The sequence below is a fragment of the Bacillus sp. TH19 genome, from assembly GCF_016651075.1.
GTDB lineage: Bacteria > Bacillota > Bacilli > Bacillales > Bacillaceae_G > Bacillus_A > Bacillus_A mycoides.
In genome coordinates this window covers 1,019,206-1,042,308 of the sequence record NZ_JAEKEO010000007.1, presented here as the reverse complement: position 1 = coordinate 1,042,308, position 23,103 = coordinate 1,019,206, and the positions used below count along the sequence as shown (strand labels likewise).

Genomic DNA, 23,103 nt, shown 5'->3' with positions numbered 1-23,103 from the left:
CATATTCTATACTTTTTTTATTTAATGTCTTTTTACTAGTTTCGCATGTACTACTAATCTTCCCGCTTCTGGATCAAGTGCATAGTCACACGTCGAAAGTGTTACGATTTGATCACTTTCTGTCACTTTTGTATCCGTTTTGTACAGCGATTTTTCTTGAATTTTCTCCAAAAATGATGTGTATTCCGTATCACTACTAAAATCCGTTTCAATGTAATAAAAATCAGTTGTTGTTGTATACACCGAAAACACTTCAAGATCATATCCTTCAAATAATGTATCGTAATATAATTTACGATGCGACATGAAGAAATCTTCATCCAACATTTTCTTTAAACTTCCAAACATAGAACCATCTTTCATACGGTGACCATATAAAATAGTATTTCGATTTTGAGATTTCACATCATTACGATAGTCCATAAAAATGCTTCCTGCTCTCATATCTTCACCTTTATAATTTCGAAATAAATAGTAATCATTGTCTTTTGCTTGAACGATTGGATAATTAATTTGTGTATCATCCATCGTAATCCATCCAACTATTTCTTGGTTAATTTGCTGCAGAACTTTGAACTGTTTACGTACTTCCCCGTCTTGTGATTGCTCTTCCATCGGACTCTTTTCATAAATGTTTTGTGCTTCGGCCATTACTTTACGATTTTCATAGTAATCCATGAAAATATCACCTAATTCATATACTGAATAGAAAAAGGTACCTAAAAAAACAACTGTAAGTATTCGTTGAAAAAAAGAATTCTTCTTCCGTTCTTTTTTACTACTCAAATCATCACCTCAAAACGGATTGTTCGCATATTTAAATACCCATTGGGACCATATACACCCCTGTATCTTCATCTTGCTTTACAACGACATCTACACCGTATATCGTCTTTATCATACTTTCTGTCACAACATCATTCGGCTTGCCTTTTGTAACAATTTCGCCGTCTTTCATAATAATGATATGATCACTATAGCGAATCGCCTGATTAATATCGTGTAATACCATAACGATTGTCAATCCTTGTGCTTCATTTAATTCTTTTACTAACTCTAATATTTCAAGTTGATAATAAATATCTAAATATGTTGTCGGTTCATCTAAAAAGAGCATTGGCGTCTTCTGAGCTAACGTCATGGCAATCCAAACACGCTGTCTTTCTCCACCAGATAAAGCATGAATTTCCTTATCACGTTTACTTAGCAAATTCGTACATGCTAAAGCCCTTTCTATTGCTTCTCTATCTTCATCAGTTTGCGAAGAAAATATATTTTTATGAGGCATACGGCCAAAGCTTGTTAATTTCTCTACCGTCATATCTGCCGGTGCTTCATTTTGTTGATGGACAACGGCTAACTTTCTAGCAAACTCTTTCGGTTTATATTGGCTAATTGCCTTCCCATCAAGTATTACCTCTCCACTACGAGGATCGTGATTTCTTGACATCACACCAAGTAATGTTGATTTCCCGCAACCGTTTGGTCCAATAATTGTTGTAATTTTACCAATCTCTATTTCACTACTAACCGACTTTAATCGATCCGTTACATTATCGTACGAAAAGGTTACATTTTTAATTTCCATGAACTTTATCACTCTTTCTAAGCAAGAATATTAAGAATGGGCCACCAATAACTGCCATAATCGTCGCTGCTGGAATTTCGTTAGGTGGCACAATTAACCTTCCAATCGTATCCGCCGTCAAAATTAATAACGCCCCTGCAAGAGCAGAAAATGGAATTAATGCTTTATGGTCTGAACCAACTAGTTGTCTTGAAATGTGCGGAACGAGTAATCCTACGAAAGCGATAACACCTGCAATTGCTGTTGATACTGCCGCTAAGAGTACTGCAATGGCAGAAATAATAAGACGAACTCTCGTCACGTGCAAGCCTAAGTTTTTTGCAGTCTTATCTTGTAGAGATAGTAAGTTACACCAAGCTCCGACAAACAGTGCAAGAATAAGACCAATTGTTCCATAAGTAACCATTATTTCTACATCGCCCCACGTCTTCATCGTTATATTAGAAGTCGTCGTTTGCTTAATACTCTTAATGAAGTATCCACAAATCGTAATGAACGATTCATTTAATCCAGTGAACATCGCATTAATGGCAATACCAATTAAAATAATGCGAAGCGGACTTAATCCTGATTTCCATGAAAACGAATAAACGAGATAACATGCAAACGCACCACCTAGAAAGGCGAATACCGGCGTCCAGAAAAAGAATTGCGGGAATAGCGTAATAATAACAAGTGTCATAAAACTTGCTCCTGAAGATATCCCGATTACCCCAGCATCAGCAAGTGGATTTTTCATGACAGCTTGGAAGAGCACGCCGGAAACAGCAAGAGCTGCTCCAGTAAATAGTGCAATAATAATACGTGGGAAACGTAAATCTTTAATCACTTCAACATCTTCATTTGCCCCTGTAAATATTCCTTGTACAAGGTCAATAATACCTACTTCTAAACTACCTTTCGTCGCTGACAACAAAGTCATAATGATGAGTAATACAGTAACAATAAAGAAACTCCAAAATTTTTTATTCATGCTAATCTTCCTTTATATTAAAATGCATCACGGATACATCATTTTTTTCAATTCATCTAGCGCTTCAGTCGCTGCTAAATTTCCTGTCGTTCCAAATAAACGCTCTTCTAAATCGTAAACACGATTATTTTTAACTGCAGCGAAGTGTTTCCAAATATCATTTGTTTTAAATTCTTTATCAAACATTTTTACAACTTCATCAGGCATACCATGTGCCGCTCGTAAAATAATGTCTGGATCAGCTTTTTTTAAATACTCTGTATTAGAAGCTAAATACTCTACTTGTTCACCTTGTACAATGTTTTTACCACCTAATTGTTTCACTAAATCTCCAATGTAAGAATGCTCTGTTGCTACTAAATAACTCCCCGGTACACCTAATAAAATAAGCACTGTCGGTTCTTTCTTTCCCTTTACTGCTTTTTGAATCTCTGCAACCTTGTTATCTAACTTAGTTACAACTGCTTCAGCCTGCTTTTCACGTCCATATTGCTTACCTAAATTACTAATGGAATTTTGCATATTTTTTAAACTTGTTAGATCTAAAAAGTTTGCTTTCATACCTACACCATCAAAAACTGGCTTTAATTCATATTCAAGTGTTGTCACGGATAATACTTCTGACGGCTTTAATGATTTTACCTTTTCCATATCAGGACTCATCGGATTCCCAACTTCAGGTAAACCTTTATATCTCTTTGGTAAATCTTTAGTACTTGTTGGTACACCAATTAAATCTACTTCTAACGCATCCATAATTTCAGTAACAGCAACTGTCGTTGCAACAATTCTCTCTTTACTCTCACTCTTTACCTGTTTTGCTGCTTCTTTTTTGGGCGCCGAGCATCCAGCTACACTCACTAATAGAATGATAGCCATTAGTACACTAGCAATTTTCTTCACTCTCAATCACCACTCCTTTCCAAACAATATGAAACAAGTCTTGATGCATGCGAACATGCATCAAGACTCCAAAAATTACAATCTTCCTGCTCTATATTTACGAACTAGTAAAGCAAGTGACCCAAGCAATAGCACCATGTATAAACCTAGTTGTGCTGTATCTGCCGTTTTTGAGTTTTTCTCTTTTTTCGAATCATTTTTTTGATCTTCTTTTTTCTTCTTATCATCTGCATTTCGGTTAAAATCAGGATTATCTACTTTTTTTACATTATCTACTTTCGGTGTAATCACTGGATTGTTCGGATCATTTTTCGGATCTTTTTTCGGATCCTCTTTAATCGTCCCTAACGCACCAATATTATTTGTATCAAATTGAATTTGGACATCGTAGAAGTGGTGGTAGTTCATCTCATCAATGTCTACTTTCACTTTTGCATTTAATTTTTTAAATAAATCTTCTACTTCAAATTGTACTACTCGCGTATTTGCATTTTTATCTTCACTTACTACTTTTGCATCAGCAAAAAGACTATTGTTTTCTGTTTGGAATTTCGTAATCCACGCACTATTTTTCAGCGTCATCTCAATGTACTTTTTACCATCTTTAACGATTAATTTTGCTGGATTTACAGTATAGTCATGCATCTTTGAAAGTTCTTCTGTTTTGTCTTTTAACACTTTAAATGTAATATCATATTGACCATCTACTAAATTTTTCGGATCAACTATTACTTTCGGTGTATTATTTCCACCTTGATTGTCATTTCCGCCTTGGTTGTCGTTTCCGCCTTGGTTATCGTTTCCACCTTGGTTATCGTTTCCACCTTGGTTCCCTAAAGCTTTGATACTATCTTGATCAAATACAAATTGAACATCGTAGAAATGGTGATAATTCATTGAATCAATATCTACTTTTACTTTTGCATTTAATTTTTTAGACAAATCATTTACTTCTACTTCTACTACTCTTGTATTTTGCTCTTTATTTTCACTTAATACTTTTGCATTAACGAACGAGCCATTCTTCTCAAAATCAAACTTTGTAATCCATGTACTATTTGTTAATGTAAACGATACATATTTCTTACCATCTTTTACTTTCAATACACCTGGGCTTTTTGTGTATGTATTCATCATTGATATTTCATCTGTTTGATCTTTTAATACTTTAAAGCCAATGCTGTATTCACCGTCTTTAAGAGCGTTTGGATCAATTGTTGTATTATTGCCTTGGTTGTCGTTTCCGCCTTGGTTGTTGTTTCCACCTTGGTTATCATTTCCGCCTTGGTTGTCGTTTCCGCCTTGGTTGTCGTTTCCGCCTTGGTTGTCGTTTCCACCTTGGTTATCGTTTCCGCCTTGGTTGTCGTTTCCGCCTTGGTTGTCGTTTCCGCCTTGGTTATCGTTTCCGCCTTGGTTGTCGTTTCCGCCTTGGTTATCGTTTCCGCCTTGGTTATCGTTTCCGCCTTGGTTGTCGTTTCCGCCTTGGTTGTCGTTTCCGCCTTGGTTATCTAACGGTTTAATGCTATCTTTATCAAATGCAAATTGAATATCATAGAAATGATGATAATTCATTGAATGGATATCGACTTTTACTTTTGCGTTCAATTTTTTCGATAAATCTGCTACTTCCACTTCCACTACACGCGTATCAGCTTTCGTATCTTCACTCAATACACTCGCATCAACAAACGAACCATTTTTATCAAATTCAAACTTTGTAATCCAAGCGCTATTCGTTAATGTGAATGATACATATTTTTTACCATCTTTCACTTTTAACACGCCTGGACTCTTTGTATACGTGTTCATCATTGAAATTTCTTCTGTTTGATCTTTTAAAGCTTTGAAATTGATACTGTATTCACCATCTTTAATTGTTTCAGCATCTGGTTTTTCTACTTCCGGTTTCTCTACTTCTGGCTTCTCTACTTCTGGTTTCTCTACTTCTGGTTTCTCTACTTCTGGTTTTTCTACTTCTGGTTTCTCTACTTCTGGTTTTTCTACTTCTGGTTTCTCTACTTCTGGTTTTTCTACTTCTGGTTTCTCTACTTCTGGTTTCTCTACTTCTGGTTTCTCTACTTCTGGTTTCTCTTCATTTTTAATTTGTTCAAGCTTATCTTGTTCAAATAAAAGTTGCACATCATGTGTTTGCTTATAGTTTCTTGATGCCATTTCGATAAATACTTTTGTATTTAGTTTTTTAGATAAATCGTTTACTTCAAACTCTACTACTCTTGTATCTTTTTCTTTATCTTCACTCACTACTTTTGCATCAACAAACGCACCATCTTTTTCCGTTTGGAAATTTTTAATTAATGAGCTACTTTTTAGTGTTACAATTGCTTTTTTCTTACCATTTTCTACTTTTAATACCCCTGGATTTACCATGTAAGTATTCATCTTAGATTCTTCATCTGTTTGATCTTTTAACACTTTAAACGGAACGCTGTACTCACCATCTTTAATTGTTTCAGTATCTGGTTTTTCTACTTCCGGTTGTTTCTCTTCATTTTTAATTTGTTCAAGTTTATCTTGTTCAAATAAAAGTTGTACATTATGTGTTTGCTTGTAACTTTGTGATGCCACTTCAATAAATACTTTTGTATTTAGCTTTTTAGATAAATCGTCTACTTCAAATTCTACGACTCTTGTATCTTTTTCTTTATCTTCACTCACTACTTTTGCATCAGCAAATGCGCCATCTTTTTCCGTTTGGAAATTTTTAATTAATGAGCTATTTTTTAACGTTACAATTGCTTTTTTCTTACCGTTTTCTACTTTTAATACCCCTGGATTTACCATGTAAGTATTCATCTTAGATTCTTCATCTGTTTGATCTTTTAACACTTTAAATGGAATGCTGTACTCTCCATCTTTAATTGTGTTAGAATTTGGTTGTTGATCTGGGTCAGGCTTTTGGTCGGGCTTCTGACTCGGATCCGGATTTTCATTTGGATCTGGCTTATTAGCTGGGTCCTCTTTTTCATTTGGTTGTTCTACATGAATCGGTGTAATACTATTTTGATCAAATGCAATACGCACATCATAGTCATGATGATAATTTAAAAAATCAATGTCTACTTTTACTTTCGCATTTAATACCTTCTCTACATCGTCCACATCGAATTCTACGACTCTTGTATCTTTTTCTTGATCTTCACTAATTACATTTGTCGCAACAAACTGACCACTTTTTTCCGTTTCAAACTTTGTAATCCATGAACTATGTTCTAACGTAAAGGATACTTTCTTTTTCCCATTCTTCACTTTTAAAGTTCCTGGACTTACAGAGTATTGATTCATCATAGATTCTTCATCTGATGTGTCTTTAAGAACTTTGAAACCGATTGAGTATTCACCGTCAGCTAGTTGACTAGCAGCTTGAACTGCAAGTGGTTGTAGCGTTGATACGAATGTGAAAATCGTTAGAAACATTGCAACAACAATTTTAAAATACCTGTTCAATAGAATGACTCTCCTTTTTTAAAAACTTCCAATTATTTAATGCTGTTCCCATCAAATACAAAACGAATATCATACGAAGCGTTATAATTAATAATTGGGATATTAATTTTCACCTTGCCATTTAGTTTTTTTGACAAGTCAGCAACTTCAAATTCTACAACTCTAGTATTCTCTTTTGTATTTTCACTTAACACAGTAGCTTCTACGAATTGACCATTTTTTTCTACTTGTAAACTTTTAATAGAAGTACTATCTTTCACTTTGAATGAAACATATTGTTTTCCATCTTTAACTGTTAATGTTGCCGGACTTTCAAAATAACTATTCATTCTAGATGATTCATCTTTATCGCCTTTCCATACAGTAAAAGCAATATTATATTTTCCATCAGCTAATTTTGTAGCAGCCTTTGTATCTTGTGAACCTAGTGTTGCTATAAACGTAAATAAAACAGCAAATACGGCAATAATCATTTTAAATTGTTTAAACATATATTCATCACCCTTCAAAAGATTTATTTACTTAACTTCACTTTACGAATTAAGAAAACACCTGAAATAAGAATTAACGCTGCAAATAATCCGATGCGTGCTTCATCGCCTGTTTTTGGGTTATCTGTTTTTTCAGCTTTCCCACTTTCATTTGTTCCTTTATTTACATCTTTGTTTTTTTCTTTGTTCTCTTCTTTCTTCACTTCTTCTTTTACTTGTGTATTTTTTTGAGTTTGATCTTCATTTTTTGTTGCAGCAGTTACCTTATTCTCTCCACCTACTGCTTTTACATTTGCATCAAACGCAAAGCGAATTGTGTAGTTATGGTCATAATTTACGTTCGGTACAACAACATGAATTTTTACAGCTGCTGGTTTAGATAAGTCGTCTATTTTAAACTCTACAGTTCTTTTATCTGCAGATTCATCTTTACTAACAACTTTTGCATCAACAAAGTTCCCGTTCTCTGGTGCTTTAAATTCTGTAATCCAAGCACTATGATTCATAGGAATTTGTACTCTCATCTCACCATTTTTTACAATTAACTTAGCTGGTTTTTCAAAATAATCATTTGCCATTGAAGCTGAATCATTTTCTGCTTTTTGTATGACATAGTTAATATCGTAAGTACCGTCAGCTACATTTGCCGAAGCTTGTCCGAATGGCACTACGAGAAAAGCTAGCATACATACGAATGTCATAATAAAAGCGGGTAATACCGAAAACTTTCTCATTTACCTTACTGCCTCCTTGTTTTTCTTTTTTGAAAATGATAATTATTCTCAATATATAAGAAAAAAATAATCTTTCTATCTCTATTTTATAACGAGTAACACTATGTAGTTAGAAATATATTGATTATCATTCTCATTGATAGACAAAAAAATAATCCCACCAATTTTTCCTATAAGAATAAACATAAAACTCTTTCATCATTTTATTGATTATCATTCTCAACGAATTTCAAAAAAATAAACCGCCTAATTCTATCGTTTTATCACCTCTTCTTACAAAAATGATATAGTCATAGAAAACCTCTTCCCTTCCAATATTTCCACAACTAAGTCAATCTTAGCCTACTGGTAATTTTTTTGTCAACTATATTGCGTATAAAATTTTTAATATCTGAATTCTTCTATATATAATTTTTCTACAAAAAAAGAGGCTTTCTTTTAAAGAAAGCCTCTTTCCCTTATTTTTCTACAGCAATTTCTTGCTTTTGAAATAAAGAAACTACATATCCAATTGCAATTCCAATGATACCCGGAACTAACCAACCAATCCCTACACTATATAATGGAATTTCATCTAAAATAGGAGCAAGGGCCGCTACTTGAAGATTGGCATTATGCAATCCATCAAAGAAGCTAATTGCAAATGCGCCTACAATACCGCCTACATACATAGCTAATGGAAGACGAATATAGTTTTCAACAAGTGATAATACGATCAGTACGATACCAATTGGGTAAATTGCAATTAAGATTGGTAATGCTAATGCGTTTAACTGAGTTAAACCAAGATTTGCTACCATAAATGCTAATAAAGAGAAAATGAAAATGACTTTTTGATAAGAAAGCTTTGGTAATAACGAAGAAAAATATTCTCCACAAGCTGCAACAATACCGACAGAAGTTGTTAAGCATGCTGCTGTAATTGCGATACCTAGTAATAATGTTCCGTAGCTACCAAATAAATGATTCACGACGTTTGTTAAAATAATTCCGCCGTTTGCTCCCATTCCAAGTGAAACACTAGAAGCTCCAAGGTAAGCAAGTGCTAAATAAACAAGAAGTAAGCCAAGTGCTGCAATAAATCCTGCAAAGATTGTTACTTTTGCAATACTGTTCTTATTTGTAATGCCTTTTGCTTTTAAAGCATTGATCACAACATTTCCGAAAACAAGTGCTGCAAGTCCATCTAAAGTTAAATATCCATCAATAAAACCTTTAAAGAGCGGGGCACTATACGCTTCTGTAGGGGCACCAAACTCTCCCATTGGAGTCATAATTGCTTTCGCTACAATAATTGCAATAACAGCTAATAAAATTGGAGTTAACACTTTACCAATGCGCCCCACTAATTTCGATGGGTTTAATGCTAAATAGAAAGTAACTGCAAAGAAAATAAATGTAAAGATAACAAGTGGATACGATTGACCAGCTATCTCACTTGGTAAAAACGGTGCAACACTCATTTCATAAGCAACAGTCCCTGTACGTGGCACACTAACAAATACGCCTAAACATAAATAAATTGCAGTAATGAAAATTAGCGCGAATAGAGGATGTACACGTCCTGCTAATTCATTAATATCTCCCTTTAGAGCTATAACAATAACTCCTAATAAAGGCAGTCCTACACCTGTTACGATAAAGCCAAATAACGCGATCCATACATCTGTTCCAGCACCTTGCCCTAACGCTGGTGGGAAAATCATATTACCGGCACCGAAAAACAGTGCAAATAACATTAAGCTTATTGCAAACATCTCAGAAAACTTTAAAGATGACTTCATTTCTACTACCTCCTAATTATTTTATTGACAAAATATTCTGAATTAAAATCCGTCACATATCCTCTTTCAAGCATACTTCCCCGTAAAAGAACGCAAAAAACACCCGTCCCTAACAAAGGGACGAGTGTTGAAATCGTGGTTCCACCCTTATTCTAATAAAATGAATTTATAACGAAATAAGCTCATTTTATAGCTCGTGTAAATTGATAACGGTTTTATCCGCCAAGAATTACAATGCATCTGCAGTTCACTCTTGAAGTTTAGAGGTGGTAAGTTTGTCTTTCCGTATTAGGAAGCTCACAGCCTAAGGCTTCCCTCTCTGAGAATCGTCAAAAACAACTCATGTCCTCATCATTACTTTTATAAAATATGTTGTCGAAACTTGTTGTTTTTTATTATATGGGCTATTTTTTAAAAAATCAATAGTTTTATTTTTTCTGACAAAAAAATATAGGGAGAAAACTTTCCTCCCTATAACTGCCCTATTAATATTTCTAATTCCTTAGGTGTAATGTCTCGCCATTTTCCAGCTTCAAGCTCATTTAGCTCTATATTCATAATGCGTACTCGCTTTAGCTTTGTTACAGTAAATCCGAAAGCACGACTCATTCTACGAATTTGCCTATTCATTCCTTGCGTTAAAACGATGCGGAATGTAGACTGATTAACTCTCGTCACTTTACATGGCTTCGTCATTCCATCTTTAATCTTTACACCGCTGGACATCTCATCAATAAACCAATCTGTAAACGGCTTATCAACAGCGACAACATATTCTTTCTCATGCTCATGATCACCGTGCAAAATTTGATTCGCAATCGCACCGTCATTCGTTAATAAGATGAGTCCTTCCGATGCTTTATCTAATCGTCCAACAGGAAAGATTCGTTCTGGATAATCGATATAATCAATAATATTATCTTCAATATGTTCGGCTGCTGTACAAGTAATTCCGACTGGTTTATGGAAGGCAATATACACCTTTTCTTTCTCTTCTTTTACAATAACTTGCCCATCAATTGTTACAATATCACCTTCATTAACGAGTGCACCGTGCGTACATACTTCACCGTTAATACAGGCACGTCCTGCTTTAATGAGACGGTCTGTTTCACGTCTTGAGCAGGATTTTGCTTCGCTTATGTATTGGTTGATTTTCATGTTTTGTTCCTTTTCTTATAGATTAAAAGCGTCAATCCATGGCAATATCATTATGCCAAGATTGACGCTCCTTTACTTCGCAAAAACAACTAAATAAATAACCCCAATTACCAAAAATATTCCGCAACAAGCTAACAATACTTTTGCAAGTTTGTCCATAAACATATAATGGTTTCCCCTTTTGTTTGGTTGTTTGCTATTTTAATTCGACAACTGTTACGCCTAGGCCTCCCTCGCCCATGTCACCGTAGCGGTAGGTTTTCACACCGCGATGTTTCTTCAAGTAATCTTGTACACCTTGGCGAAGCGCTCCTGTTCCTTTACCGTGAATAATTGATACACGAGGATAGCTTGCAAGCTGTGCATCGTCTAAATATTTTTCAACGCGCATCATTGCATCTTCATAACGTTCGCCGCGAAGGTCTAGCTCTAACGACACGTGATAATCTCTACCCTTCACACTTGCGACTGCTTTTTTCTCAGTTTGCTTCGGTGTATTAATGTATTCCATATTGGATTCTTTCACTTTCATCTTCAGAATACCAATTTGTACGCTCCACTCTGTATCACTTACTTTTTCAAGCAATTGACCTTTTTGACCGAACGTTAACACTTTTACTTCATCACCTGATCGTAACTGTTGTTTTGGCGCTGTGTTTTTCACGTTTACTTTTTGTTTCTTCACAAGCTCTGGCGCCGCACCTTCTAGACGGCTCTTCGCTTCAATAAGCTCATGGTCTTTCACGTTTATAAGCTGTGCTTTACGCAATTGACGAAGTTCTTGAATAATGCCTTCTGCTTCTTGCTTTGCAGCTTCGACTTTTTCTTCCCCTTCTTTTTGCGCTTTTAATAATTTTTCATCGCGCTCATCGTTAAATTCAATAATTTGACGTTGTAATTCACGATGAAGTTTTTCAGATTGCTTACGATGCTCTTCCGCTTCTTTTCGTTCGCGCTCTGCATTTTTTTGGCTTTCTTCTAGCTTTGCAATCATATTTTCGATTTTGTTCGTATCTGTACTAATATGGTTACGAGCGCGATCAATAACGCGATCAGACAAACCAAGACGCTTCGAAATTTCAAAGGCGTTACTACGTCCTGGTACACCGATTAATAATTTGTACGTTGGGCTTAATGTATTCACATCGAACTCAACGCTCGCATTAATAACTTGCTCACGATTGTATCCATATGCTTTTAATTCTGGGTAATGCGTCGTTGCAACAACGCGAGCACCACGGTTACATACTTCATCTAAAATAGAAATCGCTAGTGCAGCCCCTTCTTGCGGATCTGTCCCAGCACCTAATTCATCAAATAGGACTAAACTTTCAAAATCAGCTTTTTCTAAAATATCTACAATGTTTACCATATGAGAAGAGAATGTACTTAAATTTTGTTCAATCGATTGCTCATCACCGATATCAGCAAAGATGTTTTTAAATACACATATCTCTGATTCATCCATTACTGGGATATGAAGACCAGATTGCGCCATTAAGACACAAATACCGACTGTTTTAAGTGTAACTGTTTTACCACCTGTATTCGGTCCTGTAATAACGATTGTTGTAAAGTCTTTACCAAGCATAATGTTATTTGGCACGATAATTTCCGGATCAATAAGCGGATGGCGTGCTTGTTTTAAATCCATGTAGCGTTCATTATTTACGATTGGCTTCGTCGCTTTAATTCGCTTCGCATAAAGAGCTTTCGCAAAAATAAAATCAAGATTTGCAACTACTTCTACGTTTGATAAAACAATATCAGCTTCCACTGCTACTTCTTCCGTTAACATCATTAAAATGCGTTCTACTTCTTGTTTTTCTTTCACACGTGCTTCTTGAAGTGCGTTATTTAATTCCACGATTACTTGCGGTTCGATAAATAATGTTTGTCCAGAAGCAGATTGATCGTGAACAATACCACCATATACGCCGCGGTATTCTTGTTTTACCGGGATTACGTAGCGTTCGTTACGAATCGTTACAATTGCATCTGATAACATTTTTTGCGCGTTTGAAGAACGCGTCATGTTTTCTAATTTCTCACGAATACGGCTTTCCGCAGTACGAATTTGATTACGAATACCACGCAATTTGTCACTTGCGCTATCGACTACTTCACCGCCGTCACCAATACAATTTGTAATCTTCTTTTCTAAATCATATAAAGACACAATTTGTGCGACATGTGTTTCTAAAATTGGAAGCTCAACACCGTTGTCAATCATATCGTCAATGAAACGTTTCATTTGGCGACTACCGTACATCGTACTTGCGATTTCAATTAATTCATGAGGACTTAACATACTTCCAATTTTCGCACGCTTAATATTTGCACGAATATCAGAAATCCCTCCAAGTGGTACATGTCCTTTTAAACGGATGACTTTCGCTGCCTCATCCGTTGTTTCTTGCAATTCCACAATTTCTTCAAAATCTGTGCTTGGCACTAAATTCTTCACTTTATCACGACCAAGTGAAGATGCTGTATGTTCAAGTAATTGTTCTTTTACTTTATTATATTCTAATACACGCAACGTTCGTTCTAACATGTTGCAGGTCCCCCCTGTATTACTTATTACGTTTAATATAGTCTAATAAACGTTCAATATCCCATGTGTTAATCACGTTATCTTTTTGAATCCAACCTTTACGCGCTGCTGCTACACCTGTTTCCATATCTTCTAACATTTCAAGTGTATGGGCATCCGTATTAATCGCTACTTTTACACCAGCATCTTGTGCTTGTTTTAATAATTTCGCGCTTAAATCTAGACGGTTTGGATTTGCATTTAATTCTAAAACTGTATTTGTTTCTTTTGCGAGCTGGATTAATAAATCTGTATCTACATCGTAACCCTCACGGCGCCCAAGAAGACGTCCTGTCGGATGGGCAATCATTGTGACATGCTTATTCTCAAGTGCAGTGCGAAGACGCTTCATAATCGTTTCACGGTCTTGTGAGAAGCTAGAGTGAATGGCTCCAATGACATAATCTAGTTCTGCTAATACTTCATCGTCAAAATCAAGTGTCGCATCTGGTAAAATGTCCATTTCAATCCCGCGCAAAATTGTAATGTCTGGATACTTTTCATTCATACGTTCAATTTCTTTCGCTTGTTCACGAAGACGCTCTTTCGTTAAACCGTTCGCTACTTTCAAGTATTGCGAGTGATCAGTAATTGCCATAAATTTATATCCACGAGCGCGGCACGCTTGTACCATTTCTTCAATTGAAAAAGCACCGTCACTCCACGTTGTATGCATATGTAAATCACCCTGTATATCAGAGAACTGAATTAAGTTCGGATACTCTTTAATTAATTCAATTTCTTTTCCATCTTCACGCACTTCTGGTGGGATGAATGGAAGGCCAAAGTGGGCAAAGAATGCTTCTTCTGTTTCGAATGTTTTCACTTCACCTGTCTCTAAGATTTCCACACCGTATTCACTAATTTTTTCGCCTCTATCTTTCGCAATTTGGCGCATTTTTACGTTATGGTCTTTTGATCCTGTGAAATGGTGAAGAGTTGTAATAAATTCTTCTGGTTTTACTAAGCGGAAGTCAATTGAAATATCATATTCATATTGAAGACGAACAGATACTTTCGTATCTCCACTTGCAATCACTTCAATCATATTATCAAATTGTAGTAAATGTTCACGCACTACTGCTGGCTCTGTCGTTGCAATGATGAAATCTAAGTCCTTCACTGTCTCACGAACACGGCGTAAACTACCAGCGCGTGAGAAACGAATTATTTCAGCAACATTCGACAATTTCTCCTCTATTTCCCCGGCAATAGGCAATACCATCGCAATTGGTAAACGCTCTAGACGAGAGCCTACTTGATCAATTGCTTCTAATATTTTCTCTTCTGTTTTCTTACCGAATCCAGCTAAAGCTTGTACTTTATTTTCTTCACAAACAGCTTTTAACGTTTCCATATCAACAACACCAAGTTCTTTGTATAACTTGGCCACCTTCTTACCACCAAGGCCTGGTAGTTTTAATAGTGGTAATAAACTGCTTGGTACTTCTTTTTCAAGTTCTTGTAGTACTTCAGATGTTCCCGATTCTATATATTCTTGAATAACTGCTGCTGTTCCTTTTCCGATACCTGGAATCTTTGTGAAATCTTCAATTTCAGAAAGACTACGGTCATCACTTTCTAGTGCTGCCGCCGCTTTACGGAATGCAGATATTTTAAATGGATTCGCGCCCTTTAGTTCCATAAATAGGCCAATTGTCTCTAGTAATTTGATAACTTGTTTTTTATTCACTTTCATCATTTCCCCGCCTTTCTTTCATAGAAAAAAACTTCTCTTTCCGAAAAAAGAGAAGTTACACTCTGCTACCTGTCTGCCATAGTTCCTTCACCTTTTCAGAAAGAATCGGTGTATCGTCTACAATTATTTTGCTAATTGATGATTTTTGTAATGGTGTTTGTATTTGTTCAATTGGAAGAATTGTTCCAACAATAATTAAGACAAACAGAATGATATACACTTCTAAAAAGCCAAGAAGTGCCCCAGCAACCGCATTGACTTGCTTTAAAACTGGGATTTCTGCAAACATATTCAGTAAATTACCAAGTAGTGAAAGTGCGATTTTTGTAATAATAAATAATACAATAAACGCAATTGCTTGATAGAAGACACCCTCAATATTATTCGCATCTATCCATTCTGGAACAGATACATTCTTATCGAATGGATACGGAATAAATTTCGCAAGCGTTGGCGCTAAATCTTTACAGTACCAGTATGCAACGAGGTATGCGATAATAAAGCTTGTTAACTTTACAAGTTGCAAAATAAATCCTCTGCGTAAACCGAGGAAAAATCCCATAACAAGCAATAAAATGATAATAATATCAATCATGTTTATTCCATTCCTTTTTGTGTCATACTTTCTTTCAACTTCTCATGTTCTTCTTTTAATTTTATGTAATCGTGTATGACGTTTACCGCCGTCAATACCGCTAGTCTACTCGTATCAAGCGAAGGATTCTTGGCATTGAGTTCGCGCATTTTATCATCCACAATCGCTGCTACCATGCGGATATGACTTGTACTTTCATCGCCAACAACTGAATACTGTTGGCCATATATTTCTACATTAATTCGACTTTTATTTCCCTTTTGTTGTGACAACTCACCGGCCTCCAATCACGTACAGAATCCTAAAGTTTATCATACCATGAACCATCATAATATGGAAACAGAAAGAACAATCCGATATGATAAAAATAACAACATAAAAAAGGAGCGACCATTTTGTCAAATTCTATCGTAATACAAACAAGTTCTACAGTAATTGAAGACATGAAACAACAATACAAACAAGCACTTAGCCCCAAAATTCCGCAAGGCGGTATCTTTATGGCAAAGGTTCCATCTTGCACAATTACAGCTTATAAATCAGGAAAAGTGATGTTTCAAGGTGGACGTGCTGAAGCAGAAGCTTCTCGTTGGCAAACTGTCTCTCAAACACCAAAATCCACTGTAAAAAAATCGGTCAATTCGCATCAATATGCACCACCTTCTTCTATTGGTACAATGTCGATTTTAGGGTCCGATGAAGTAGGTACTGGTGATTACTTCGGACCGATGACAGTTGTTGCTGTATATGTGGATGCGAAGCAAATTCCACTTTTTAAAGAACTCGGTGTAAAAGACTCCAAAAACTTAAATGATGCTCAAATTGCTGAGATTGCAAAACAACTCCTTCACGTTGTTCCTTACAGCTCCCTCGTTCTTCATAATGAAAAATATAACGAGCTATTTGATAAAGGAAACAACCAAGGTAAACTAAAAGCTTTACTGCATAACAAAGCCATCACAAACTTATTGGCAAAAATCGCGCCTACAAAACCAGAAGGCATTTTAATCGACCAATTTACACAGCCTGATACATACTATAAATATTTAGCGAAACAAAAACAGGTACAGCGTGAAAATGTTTACTTCGCTACAAAAGGTGAAAGTGTCCATTTAGCAGTAGCCGCCGCTTCCATTTTAGCTCGTTACTCATTCGTAAAACAATTTGACGAACTAAGCAAAAAAGCTGGTATGCAACTTCCGAAAGGTGCTGGTAAACAAGTTGATATTGCCGCTGCTAAATTAATTCAAAAAGTCGGTAAAGAAAGACTATCTGAGTTTGTGAAAGTGCATTTTGCTAATACAGAGAAGGCGTTTCGCTTATTAAAAAAATAACTACTTTTTAGTATCGACAGGATATGAATGAACTAAACAAGGCGAAAAGAATTGAATTCTTTTCGCCTTTTATGGATGAAAAATGGATAAATAGAATCTCACACGTTCCTATTTTTGTCGCACTTCTTCGTTATATCGATATATATTTAAATTTAGGACGATATATATTCACTATTCACCTAAAAAAAGAGAGTCTCCATGACTCCCTTTTTATGTTTAACTTCGTTTCTGCTTCTTATTTGATGAAGGTACTTTATAAGAACCCGTTTCATGCGTAGTCGTTCCTTGTCCTTCCACTTCCGGAGAACCTAAGCTTGATCTAGAATGGTCTGTTTTCACTTTCTTACTCATTACAATCACCCCCAAGATTACTTTTCACTTAAGAGTAAAAAACTATTCAGCATAACCATCTGAACATATACTGGCTACTCTTTTATCCTCCTGTCTGTTTTTCACTAATGTCCCATAGACGTTTTGCGGCATCCTTATCCAAGGCAGCTTCAGACATTTTTCCTATTTGCTTATCGGCATAGTAATAACCACTATGATCAGTAAATTCAGTTGATTCTGCTAGCCATATTAGAGTTTCAGCACCTTCCTCGGGTGTACGAGAGAAAGGTTTCATTGCTGCCATAGTTAAGCGAGCAACCAGACCATTGTCCTGGTTAAAATTCGTATCCACTAGCCCTGGATCAAAGCTATAGGCACTAACACTCGTTCCCTCCAACCGCTGTGCCAATTCAGAGGTGAATAAAATGTTAGCCAGTTTTGTTTGCGCATAACGCATTGTGGGATCGCCCATGAACTTCTTAACACCGCGATAAAGTTGTTCTGCATCTAGATCACCGAAGTCAATTCCCTTTTTAGCCATTTTGTGACCGTGAGATGCAGTGGTAATGACACGAGCAGGAGCACTTTCTTTTAAACGCTCCAACAACAAATTAGTGAGTAAGAATGGACCTAAATGGTTTACCGCCCAGGTCATCTCCAAACCGTCCTTCGTAAGCTTCCTTGTTTGAAATAAAGCACCAGCATTATTCACTAATATATCTATGCTCGGACACCTTTCTAAAATATCAGTAGCTACCCGGCGTATAGATTGTTGGGAAGCCATATCAGCTAAAAATATATCTACCACTGCATTCCCATTCGTTACATTTTTAATTTGAGTCATAACATCATTCGCTTTTGCTTCGTTACGTGCAATGATTCCTAGTTTGGCACCGCGTTCTGCAAATACCTTAGCTGCCGCTAATCCAATACCACTTGTTGCACCAGTGATCACTATATACTTGTCACGCAATGTCCACTTTGTATGACTTGGAATTTCTCCCATTGTACAAAAACCCCTTCCCTATAAATGTCGCATTCGTTTTACTTATATATGAAGTGGGAAGGGAACTATGAACAACATCTTTTCCAATCGTGAAATACTTTATAAAATTCGGCTTGTAGTTACACCCTTTCCAATAAAAAAAGCGAGAGGAAACCCTCTCGCTTTTTTCATATTTTAGAACTCAGAAGAACCTGGAGTTCTTGGGAATGGAATTACGTCACGGATGTTAGCCATGCCAGTAATGTACATTAGGAAGCGCTCGAAACCTAGACCGAATCCAGCGTGTTTTGTACCGCCGTATTTTCTAAGTTCTAAGTACCACCAGTAGTCCTCTTCGTTCATACCTAATTCTTTAATTCTGTCTACTAAAACGTCCATTCTTTCTTCACGTTGGCTACCGCCGATTAATTCGCCGATGCCAGGAACTAGAAGGTCAGTAGCTGCTACTGTTTTACCATCTTCGTTCATACGCATGTAGAATGCTTTAATGTCTTTCGGATAGTCAGTTACGAATACAGGGCGTTTGAAGATTTCTTCTGATAAGTATCTTTCGTGCTCTGTTTGTAAGTCAATACCCCATTCTACTGGGTATTTGAATTCAGCACCTGATTCTTGAAGTACTTTAATTGCTTCTGTATAAGTGATGCGACCGAAGTCAGAGTTGATTACGTTGTTCATGCGCTCTAGAACTGTTTTATCAACGAAGCTGTTGAAGAAGTCCATTTCTTCTGGTGCATGCTCTAGTACGTATTTCATTGCATATTTCAGCATATCTTCTGTAAGATCCATTACATCGCCTAACTCAGCGAATGCAATCTCAGGCTCAACCATCCAGAACTCAGCTGCGTGGCGAGTTGTGTTTGAGTTTTCTGCACGGAATGTAGGACCGAATGTGTACACATCACGGAATGCTAACGCATAAGCTTCAGCATTCAGCTGTCCACTTACTGTTAAGTTTGTTTCTTTACCGAAGAAGTCTTTTGATTCGTCAACTTGTCCGTCTTCACCTTTAGGTACGTTGTTTAAATCTTGCGTTGTTACGCGGAACATTTCGCCTGCACCTTCTGTATCACTACCAGTGATGATTGGTGTGTGAACATGTACGAATCCACGCTCTTGGAAGAACTGGTGAATCGCAAATGCTGCGATAGAACGCACACGGAACGTTGCAGAGAATGCATTTGTTCTTGGACGTAAGTGAGCGATTGTACGTAAATATTCAAACGTATGACGCTTCTTTTGAAGTGGGTAATCAGAATCCGATAAGCCCTCAATATCAATTTTTTCTGCTTTAATTTCAAATGGTTGCTTCGCTCCAGGCGTTGCAATTACTTTACCTTCTACTTTAACTGAAGAGCTAAGTGGAAGCTTTGCAATTTCTTTGAAGTTCTCTAATTCTGTATCGAAAACGATTTGAACACCTTTGAAGAAGCTACCGTCGTTTAATTCGATGAAACCAAATGCTTTTGAATCACGTAAGTTACGAATCCAACCTGATACTTGTACTGTTTGATCTGCGTATTTATCTGTATCTCTATACAGACTTTTTACTAATGTGTTTTCCATAGTAAAATTCTCCTTTACTCATATATTTAAATACAAAAAAACCTTTCATCCATAAAGGGACGAAAGGTTAAACTTCGCGGTACCACCCAATTTGTCATAAAGACCAACTTTAACTCGTATGTAATACATACTTCCCGGTTTGTAACAGGCCGGATTCCCGTCTAAGTCTACTCTTGAATACAAGTTTCAATTTCGGTTAGCAACTCCAAGGTGTTCTTCACATATACCGCCTCATCAGGCTCTCACCGTCCCTGACTCGCTTTGGATTATAGTATATACTACTTTTCCTTATCATCGTCTTTCGTTTTGTTAAACTAAAATTAATGTACTACATTCGAGAGAAAGATGCAAGATGCCAGAAAATATATCAGCGATTTTCGCAATATATCGACTTACCGACAATCGTGCCATAAAAAAATTGCCGGACTTAATCCGGCAATTTTTTATTACTTACGTAACTCCGCACCAAATTTCTCTTCTACCGCTGTTAATACACGGTTATGTGCTTCTGTTACTTCTTCGTCTGTTAATGTACGTTCTGCATCGAAGTAGTTCATAGAGAATGCAAGTGATTTCTTGCCTTCTTCCATTTTTTCACCTTCGTATAAGTCGAATAGTGCTACGTCTTTCAGAAGTTCTCCGCCAGCTTCAGCAATGACTTGCTTCATTTCACCCGCTTTTGTTTCTGTTGTTACTACAACAGCCATATCACGTGTCATAGATGGGAAACGTGGAATTGCTAAGTAGTAAGTTTCCTCAGCGTCTGCACCGAATACTTTTGCAAGAGATAATTCGAATACGAATGTATTTTTCACATCTAATTGTTTTTCTGTTTCCGGGTGCAATTGACCGATGAATCCGATTGCTTCACCATCTAATACGATGTCAGCTGTACGGCCTGGGTGCATACCTTCACGTTTTGCTGGTGCATAAATGATTTGATTTGCCACACCAAGTACGTCGAATAATCCTTCTAATACACCTTTAACAACGAAGAAGTCTACAACTTTCTTCTCACCTTGCCATGCATGGTGAAGAGCAAGACCTGTCATAACACCTGCAAGATGTTGTTCTTCTTTCGGAAGTTCTCCTGCTTCTGTTGGTAAGAAGATAGAACCTACTTCATATAATGCAACGCTGTCGTTTTTACGTGCAACATTGTATGAAACGGCTTCTAACAATTGTGGCACTAAGCTTAAACGAAGTTGGCTACGCTCTTCGCTCATTGGAAGCGCAAGATTTACAGGAGCTTTTTCGTTCGGCTCAACCATATATTGTTTCGCTTTGTCAGCGCTTGTTAATGAATATGTGATTGCTTCATATAAACCAGCACCTTCTAGGAAGCGGCGTACTTTACGACGTTTCGTTTGTGCTGATGTTAATTTACCACGTGTCATTGTTCCAGATGGTAATGTAACTGGAATGTGATCATAACCATACAGACGACCTACTTCTTCTACTAAGTCTTCTGAAATTGTAATGTCAGGACGACGTGCTGGTACATTTACATGGAATGTTCCTTCTACTTCTGTGAATGGGAATTTTAAGTTTGTGAACATTGTACCCATTTCACTCGCAGAAATATCTGTACCTAATACACGGTTTACTTTTTCAGCTGTAACAGATACTGTACGTTCTTGTACTTGTAAGTTATCAGCTTCTACTACACCTTCAAGTGCTTCTCCACCAGCGTATTTTGCCATTAAAGCAGCTGCATGTTGAATTGCTTCAAATGTACGTGTTGGGTCGATTCCTTTTTCAAAACGTGCACTTGATTCGCTACGAAGACCTAAGTCTTTTGATGTACGGCGCACTGTTTGACCTGCAAAGTATGCAGACTCAATTAGAACGTTTACTGTCTCGCTATCAACTTCAGAATCCGCTCCGCCCATTACACCAGCAACAGCTAACGCTTTTTCACCGTTTGTAATAACAAGGTGGTGGCTTTGTAACGTACGTTCTTGAGCATCTAATGTTTGAATCTTTTCGCCTTCTTTTGCAAGACGAACAACGATTTCTTTTGAACCTAATTTATCGTAATCGAATGCATGTAACGGTTGACCGTATTCCATTAAAATGTAGTTTGTAATATCAACTACATTACTAATTGGACGAATGCCAGCTGCCATAAGACGAGTTTGCATCCACATTGGTGATGGACCAATCTTTACGTTCTTCACCATTTTTGCAATATATAATGGGTTTTCTTCTTTCGCTTCTACACTTACAGAAATGTAATCAGAAGTTTTTTCTTCTGTTTCTTGTAAGTCGATAGCTGGAAGTTTTACTTCACGGCCGTAAATAGCAGCTACTTCATATGCAACACCTAACATGTTTAAGCAATCTGCACGGTTTGGTGTTAAACCAAGCTCAAGTACTTCATCATGTAAATTTAAAATTTCAAGTGCATCTGCACCAACTTCAGCATCACTTGGGAAGATGAAGATACCGTCTGCATATTCTTTCGCAACGAATTTCCCATCAATACCAAGCTCTTGAAGAGCACAAACCATACCGTGAGAAGCTTCCCCGCGTAGTTTTGCTTTTTTAATTTTGAAGTTACCAGGAAGTACAGCGCCAACTTTTGCAACTGGTACTTTTAAACCTTTTGCAATGTTAGCAGCTCCACAAATAATTTGAACCGGCTCTTCTTCACCGATATCGATTAAGCATTTGCTTAATTTATCAGCTTCTGGGTGTTTTTCACATTCTAATACGTGACCAACTACAACACCCTTTACACCTTTATTTAATACTTCAACACCTTCTACTTCAATACCACTTTTCGTGATTTTGTCTGCTAGTTCTTGTGCTGTTACATCTTTAATATCTACATACTCTTGTAACCAACGATATGATACGAACATATTTATCCTCT

At 36.6% G+C, this 23,103-nt stretch carries 18 protein-coding genes and 2 other annotated features; of the genes, 1 reads left to right on the top strand and 17 read right to left on the bottom strand.

Annotation, left to right across the window (positions count from 1 at the left end):
* Positions 1 to 21 precede the first annotated feature (21 nt).
* From srtB to zapA, 13 genes are all read right to left on the bottom strand, one after another.
* Entirely contained in the window at positions 22 to 786 is a 765-nt protein-coding gene (gene srtB / locus JFU54_RS09140) for a class B sortase (protein WP_002129321.1), read from the bottom strand.
* Positions 787 to 817: 31 nt separating this feature from the next.
* A complete protein-coding gene (locus JFU54_RS09135) occupies positions 818 to 1,588 on the bottom strand; it encodes an ABC transporter ATP-binding protein (RefSeq protein ID WP_201064300.1) in 771 nt (256 codons plus the stop codon).
* Positions 1,578 to 2,561 (bottom strand): FecCD family ABC transporter permease, encoded by a 984-nt coding sequence (locus JFU54_RS09130; protein WP_002034255.1) that lies wholly within the window; start codon positions 2,559 to 2,561, stop codon positions 1,578 to 1,580. The genes JFU54_RS09135 and JFU54_RS09130 overlap by 11 nt, the downstream gene beginning before the upstream one ends.
* A gap of 27 nt (positions 2,562 to 2,588) precedes the next feature.
* Positions 2,589 to 3,470, bottom strand: coding sequence for a heme ABC transporter substrate-binding protein IsdE (isdE, locus tag JFU54_RS09125; protein ID WP_002088892.1), 882 nt, complete (start codon positions 3,468 to 3,470; stop codon positions 2,589 to 2,591).
* A gap of 69 nt (positions 3,471 to 3,539) precedes the next feature.
* Positions 3,540 to 6,929 carry an NEAT domain-containing protein gene (locus tag JFU54_RS09120; RefSeq protein ID WP_201064299.1) on the bottom strand — a complete coding sequence of 1,130 codons (3,390 nt, stop codon included), beginning with the start codon at positions 6,927 to 6,929 and terminating at the stop codon, positions 3,540 to 3,542.
* A 32-nt stretch (positions 6,930 to 6,961) separates the two neighbouring features.
* Positions 6,962 to 7,420 (bottom strand): NEAT domain-containing protein, encoded by a 459-nt coding sequence (locus JFU54_RS09115; protein WP_012261783.1) that lies wholly within the window; start codon positions 7,418 to 7,420, stop codon positions 6,962 to 6,964.
* Between the two features lie 23 nt (positions 7,421 to 7,443).
* On the bottom strand, positions 7,444 to 8,154 hold the full coding sequence (gene isdC, locus JFU54_RS09110; protein ID WP_201064295.1) for a heme uptake protein IsdC: 711 nt from the start codon (positions 8,152 to 8,154) through the stop codon (positions 7,444 to 7,446).
* A gap of 458 nt (positions 8,155 to 8,612) precedes the next feature.
* Positions 8,613 to 9,938, bottom strand: coding sequence for a branched-chain amino acid transport system II carrier protein BrnQ6 (gene brnQ6 / locus JFU54_RS09105; RefSeq protein WP_201064292.1), 1,326 nt, complete (start codon positions 9,936 to 9,938; stop codon positions 8,613 to 8,615).
* A 113-nt stretch (positions 9,939 to 10,051) separates the two neighbouring features.
* Positions 10,052 to 10,302 (bottom strand) — a binding site (T-box leader).
* 107 nt (positions 10,303 to 10,409) lie between these two features.
* Positions 10,410 to 11,099, bottom strand: a complete 690-nt coding sequence (locus JFU54_RS09100; protein ID WP_012261786.1) for a 23S rRNA pseudouridine(2604) synthase RluF — start codon at positions 11,097 to 11,099, stop codon at positions 10,410 to 10,412.
* 196 nt (positions 11,100 to 11,295) lie between these two features.
* Complete coding sequence (locus JFU54_RS09095; protein WP_012261787.1) at positions 11,296 to 13,656, bottom strand: endonuclease MutS2; 2,361 nt, start codon at positions 13,654 to 13,656, stop codon at positions 11,296 to 11,298.
* 19 nt (positions 13,657 to 13,675) lie between these two features.
* On the bottom strand, positions 13,676 to 15,394 hold the full coding sequence (gene polX, locus JFU54_RS09090; protein WP_201064289.1) for a DNA polymerase/3'-5' exonuclease PolX: 1,719 nt from the start codon (positions 15,392 to 15,394) through the stop codon (positions 13,676 to 13,678).
* Positions 15,395 to 15,449: 55 nt separating this feature from the next.
* Positions 15,450 to 15,989 carry a CvpA family protein gene (locus tag JFU54_RS09085; RefSeq protein WP_002034246.1) on the bottom strand — a complete coding sequence of 180 codons (540 nt, stop codon included), beginning with the start codon at positions 15,987 to 15,989 and terminating at the stop codon, positions 15,450 to 15,452.
* Between the two features lie 2 nt (positions 15,990 to 15,991).
* Positions 15,992 to 16,261, bottom strand: coding sequence for a cell division protein ZapA (gene zapA, locus JFU54_RS09080; RefSeq protein ID WP_002088902.1), 270 nt, complete (start codon positions 16,259 to 16,261; stop codon positions 15,992 to 15,994).
* Positions 16,262 to 16,384: 123 nt separating this feature from the next.
* Between zapA and rnhC the strand changes: the two genes are divergently transcribed.
* Positions 16,385 to 17,323 (top strand): ribonuclease HIII, encoded by a 939-nt coding sequence (gene rnhC, locus JFU54_RS09075; protein ID WP_201064287.1) that lies wholly within the window; start codon positions 16,385 to 16,387, stop codon positions 17,321 to 17,323.
* A gap of 216 nt (positions 17,324 to 17,539) precedes the next feature.
* On the opposite strand, the gene JFU54_RS09070 is transcribed toward rnhC, so the two are convergent.
* From JFU54_RS09070 to pheT, 4 genes are all read right to left on the bottom strand, one after another.
* On the bottom strand, positions 17,540 to 17,674 hold the full coding sequence (locus tag JFU54_RS09070) for a YuzL family protein (RefSeq protein WP_002112167.1): 135 nt from the start codon (positions 17,672 to 17,674) through the stop codon (positions 17,540 to 17,542).
* Positions 17,675 to 17,756: 82 nt separating this feature from the next.
* Positions 17,757 to 18,659 carry an SDR family oxidoreductase gene (locus JFU54_RS09065; protein ID WP_201064285.1) on the bottom strand — a complete coding sequence of 301 codons (903 nt, stop codon included), beginning with the start codon at positions 18,657 to 18,659 and terminating at the stop codon, positions 17,757 to 17,759.
* A 174-nt stretch (positions 18,660 to 18,833) separates the two neighbouring features.
* Positions 18,834 to 20,225: an asparagine--tRNA ligase gene (gene asnS, locus JFU54_RS09060; RefSeq protein WP_002034242.1), complete on the bottom strand. Its 1,392-nt coding sequence runs from the start codon at positions 20,223 to 20,225 to the stop codon at positions 18,834 to 18,836.
* A gap of 52 nt (positions 20,226 to 20,277) precedes the next feature.
* Positions 20,278 to 20,529 (bottom strand) — a binding site (T-box leader).
* Between the two features lie 142 nt (positions 20,530 to 20,671).
* Positions 20,672 to 23,092, bottom strand: a complete 2,421-nt coding sequence (gene pheT, locus JFU54_RS09055) for a phenylalanine--tRNA ligase subunit beta (protein WP_201064284.1) — start codon at positions 23,090 to 23,092, stop codon at positions 20,672 to 20,674.
* Positions 23,093 to 23,103: the final 11 nt, after the last annotated feature.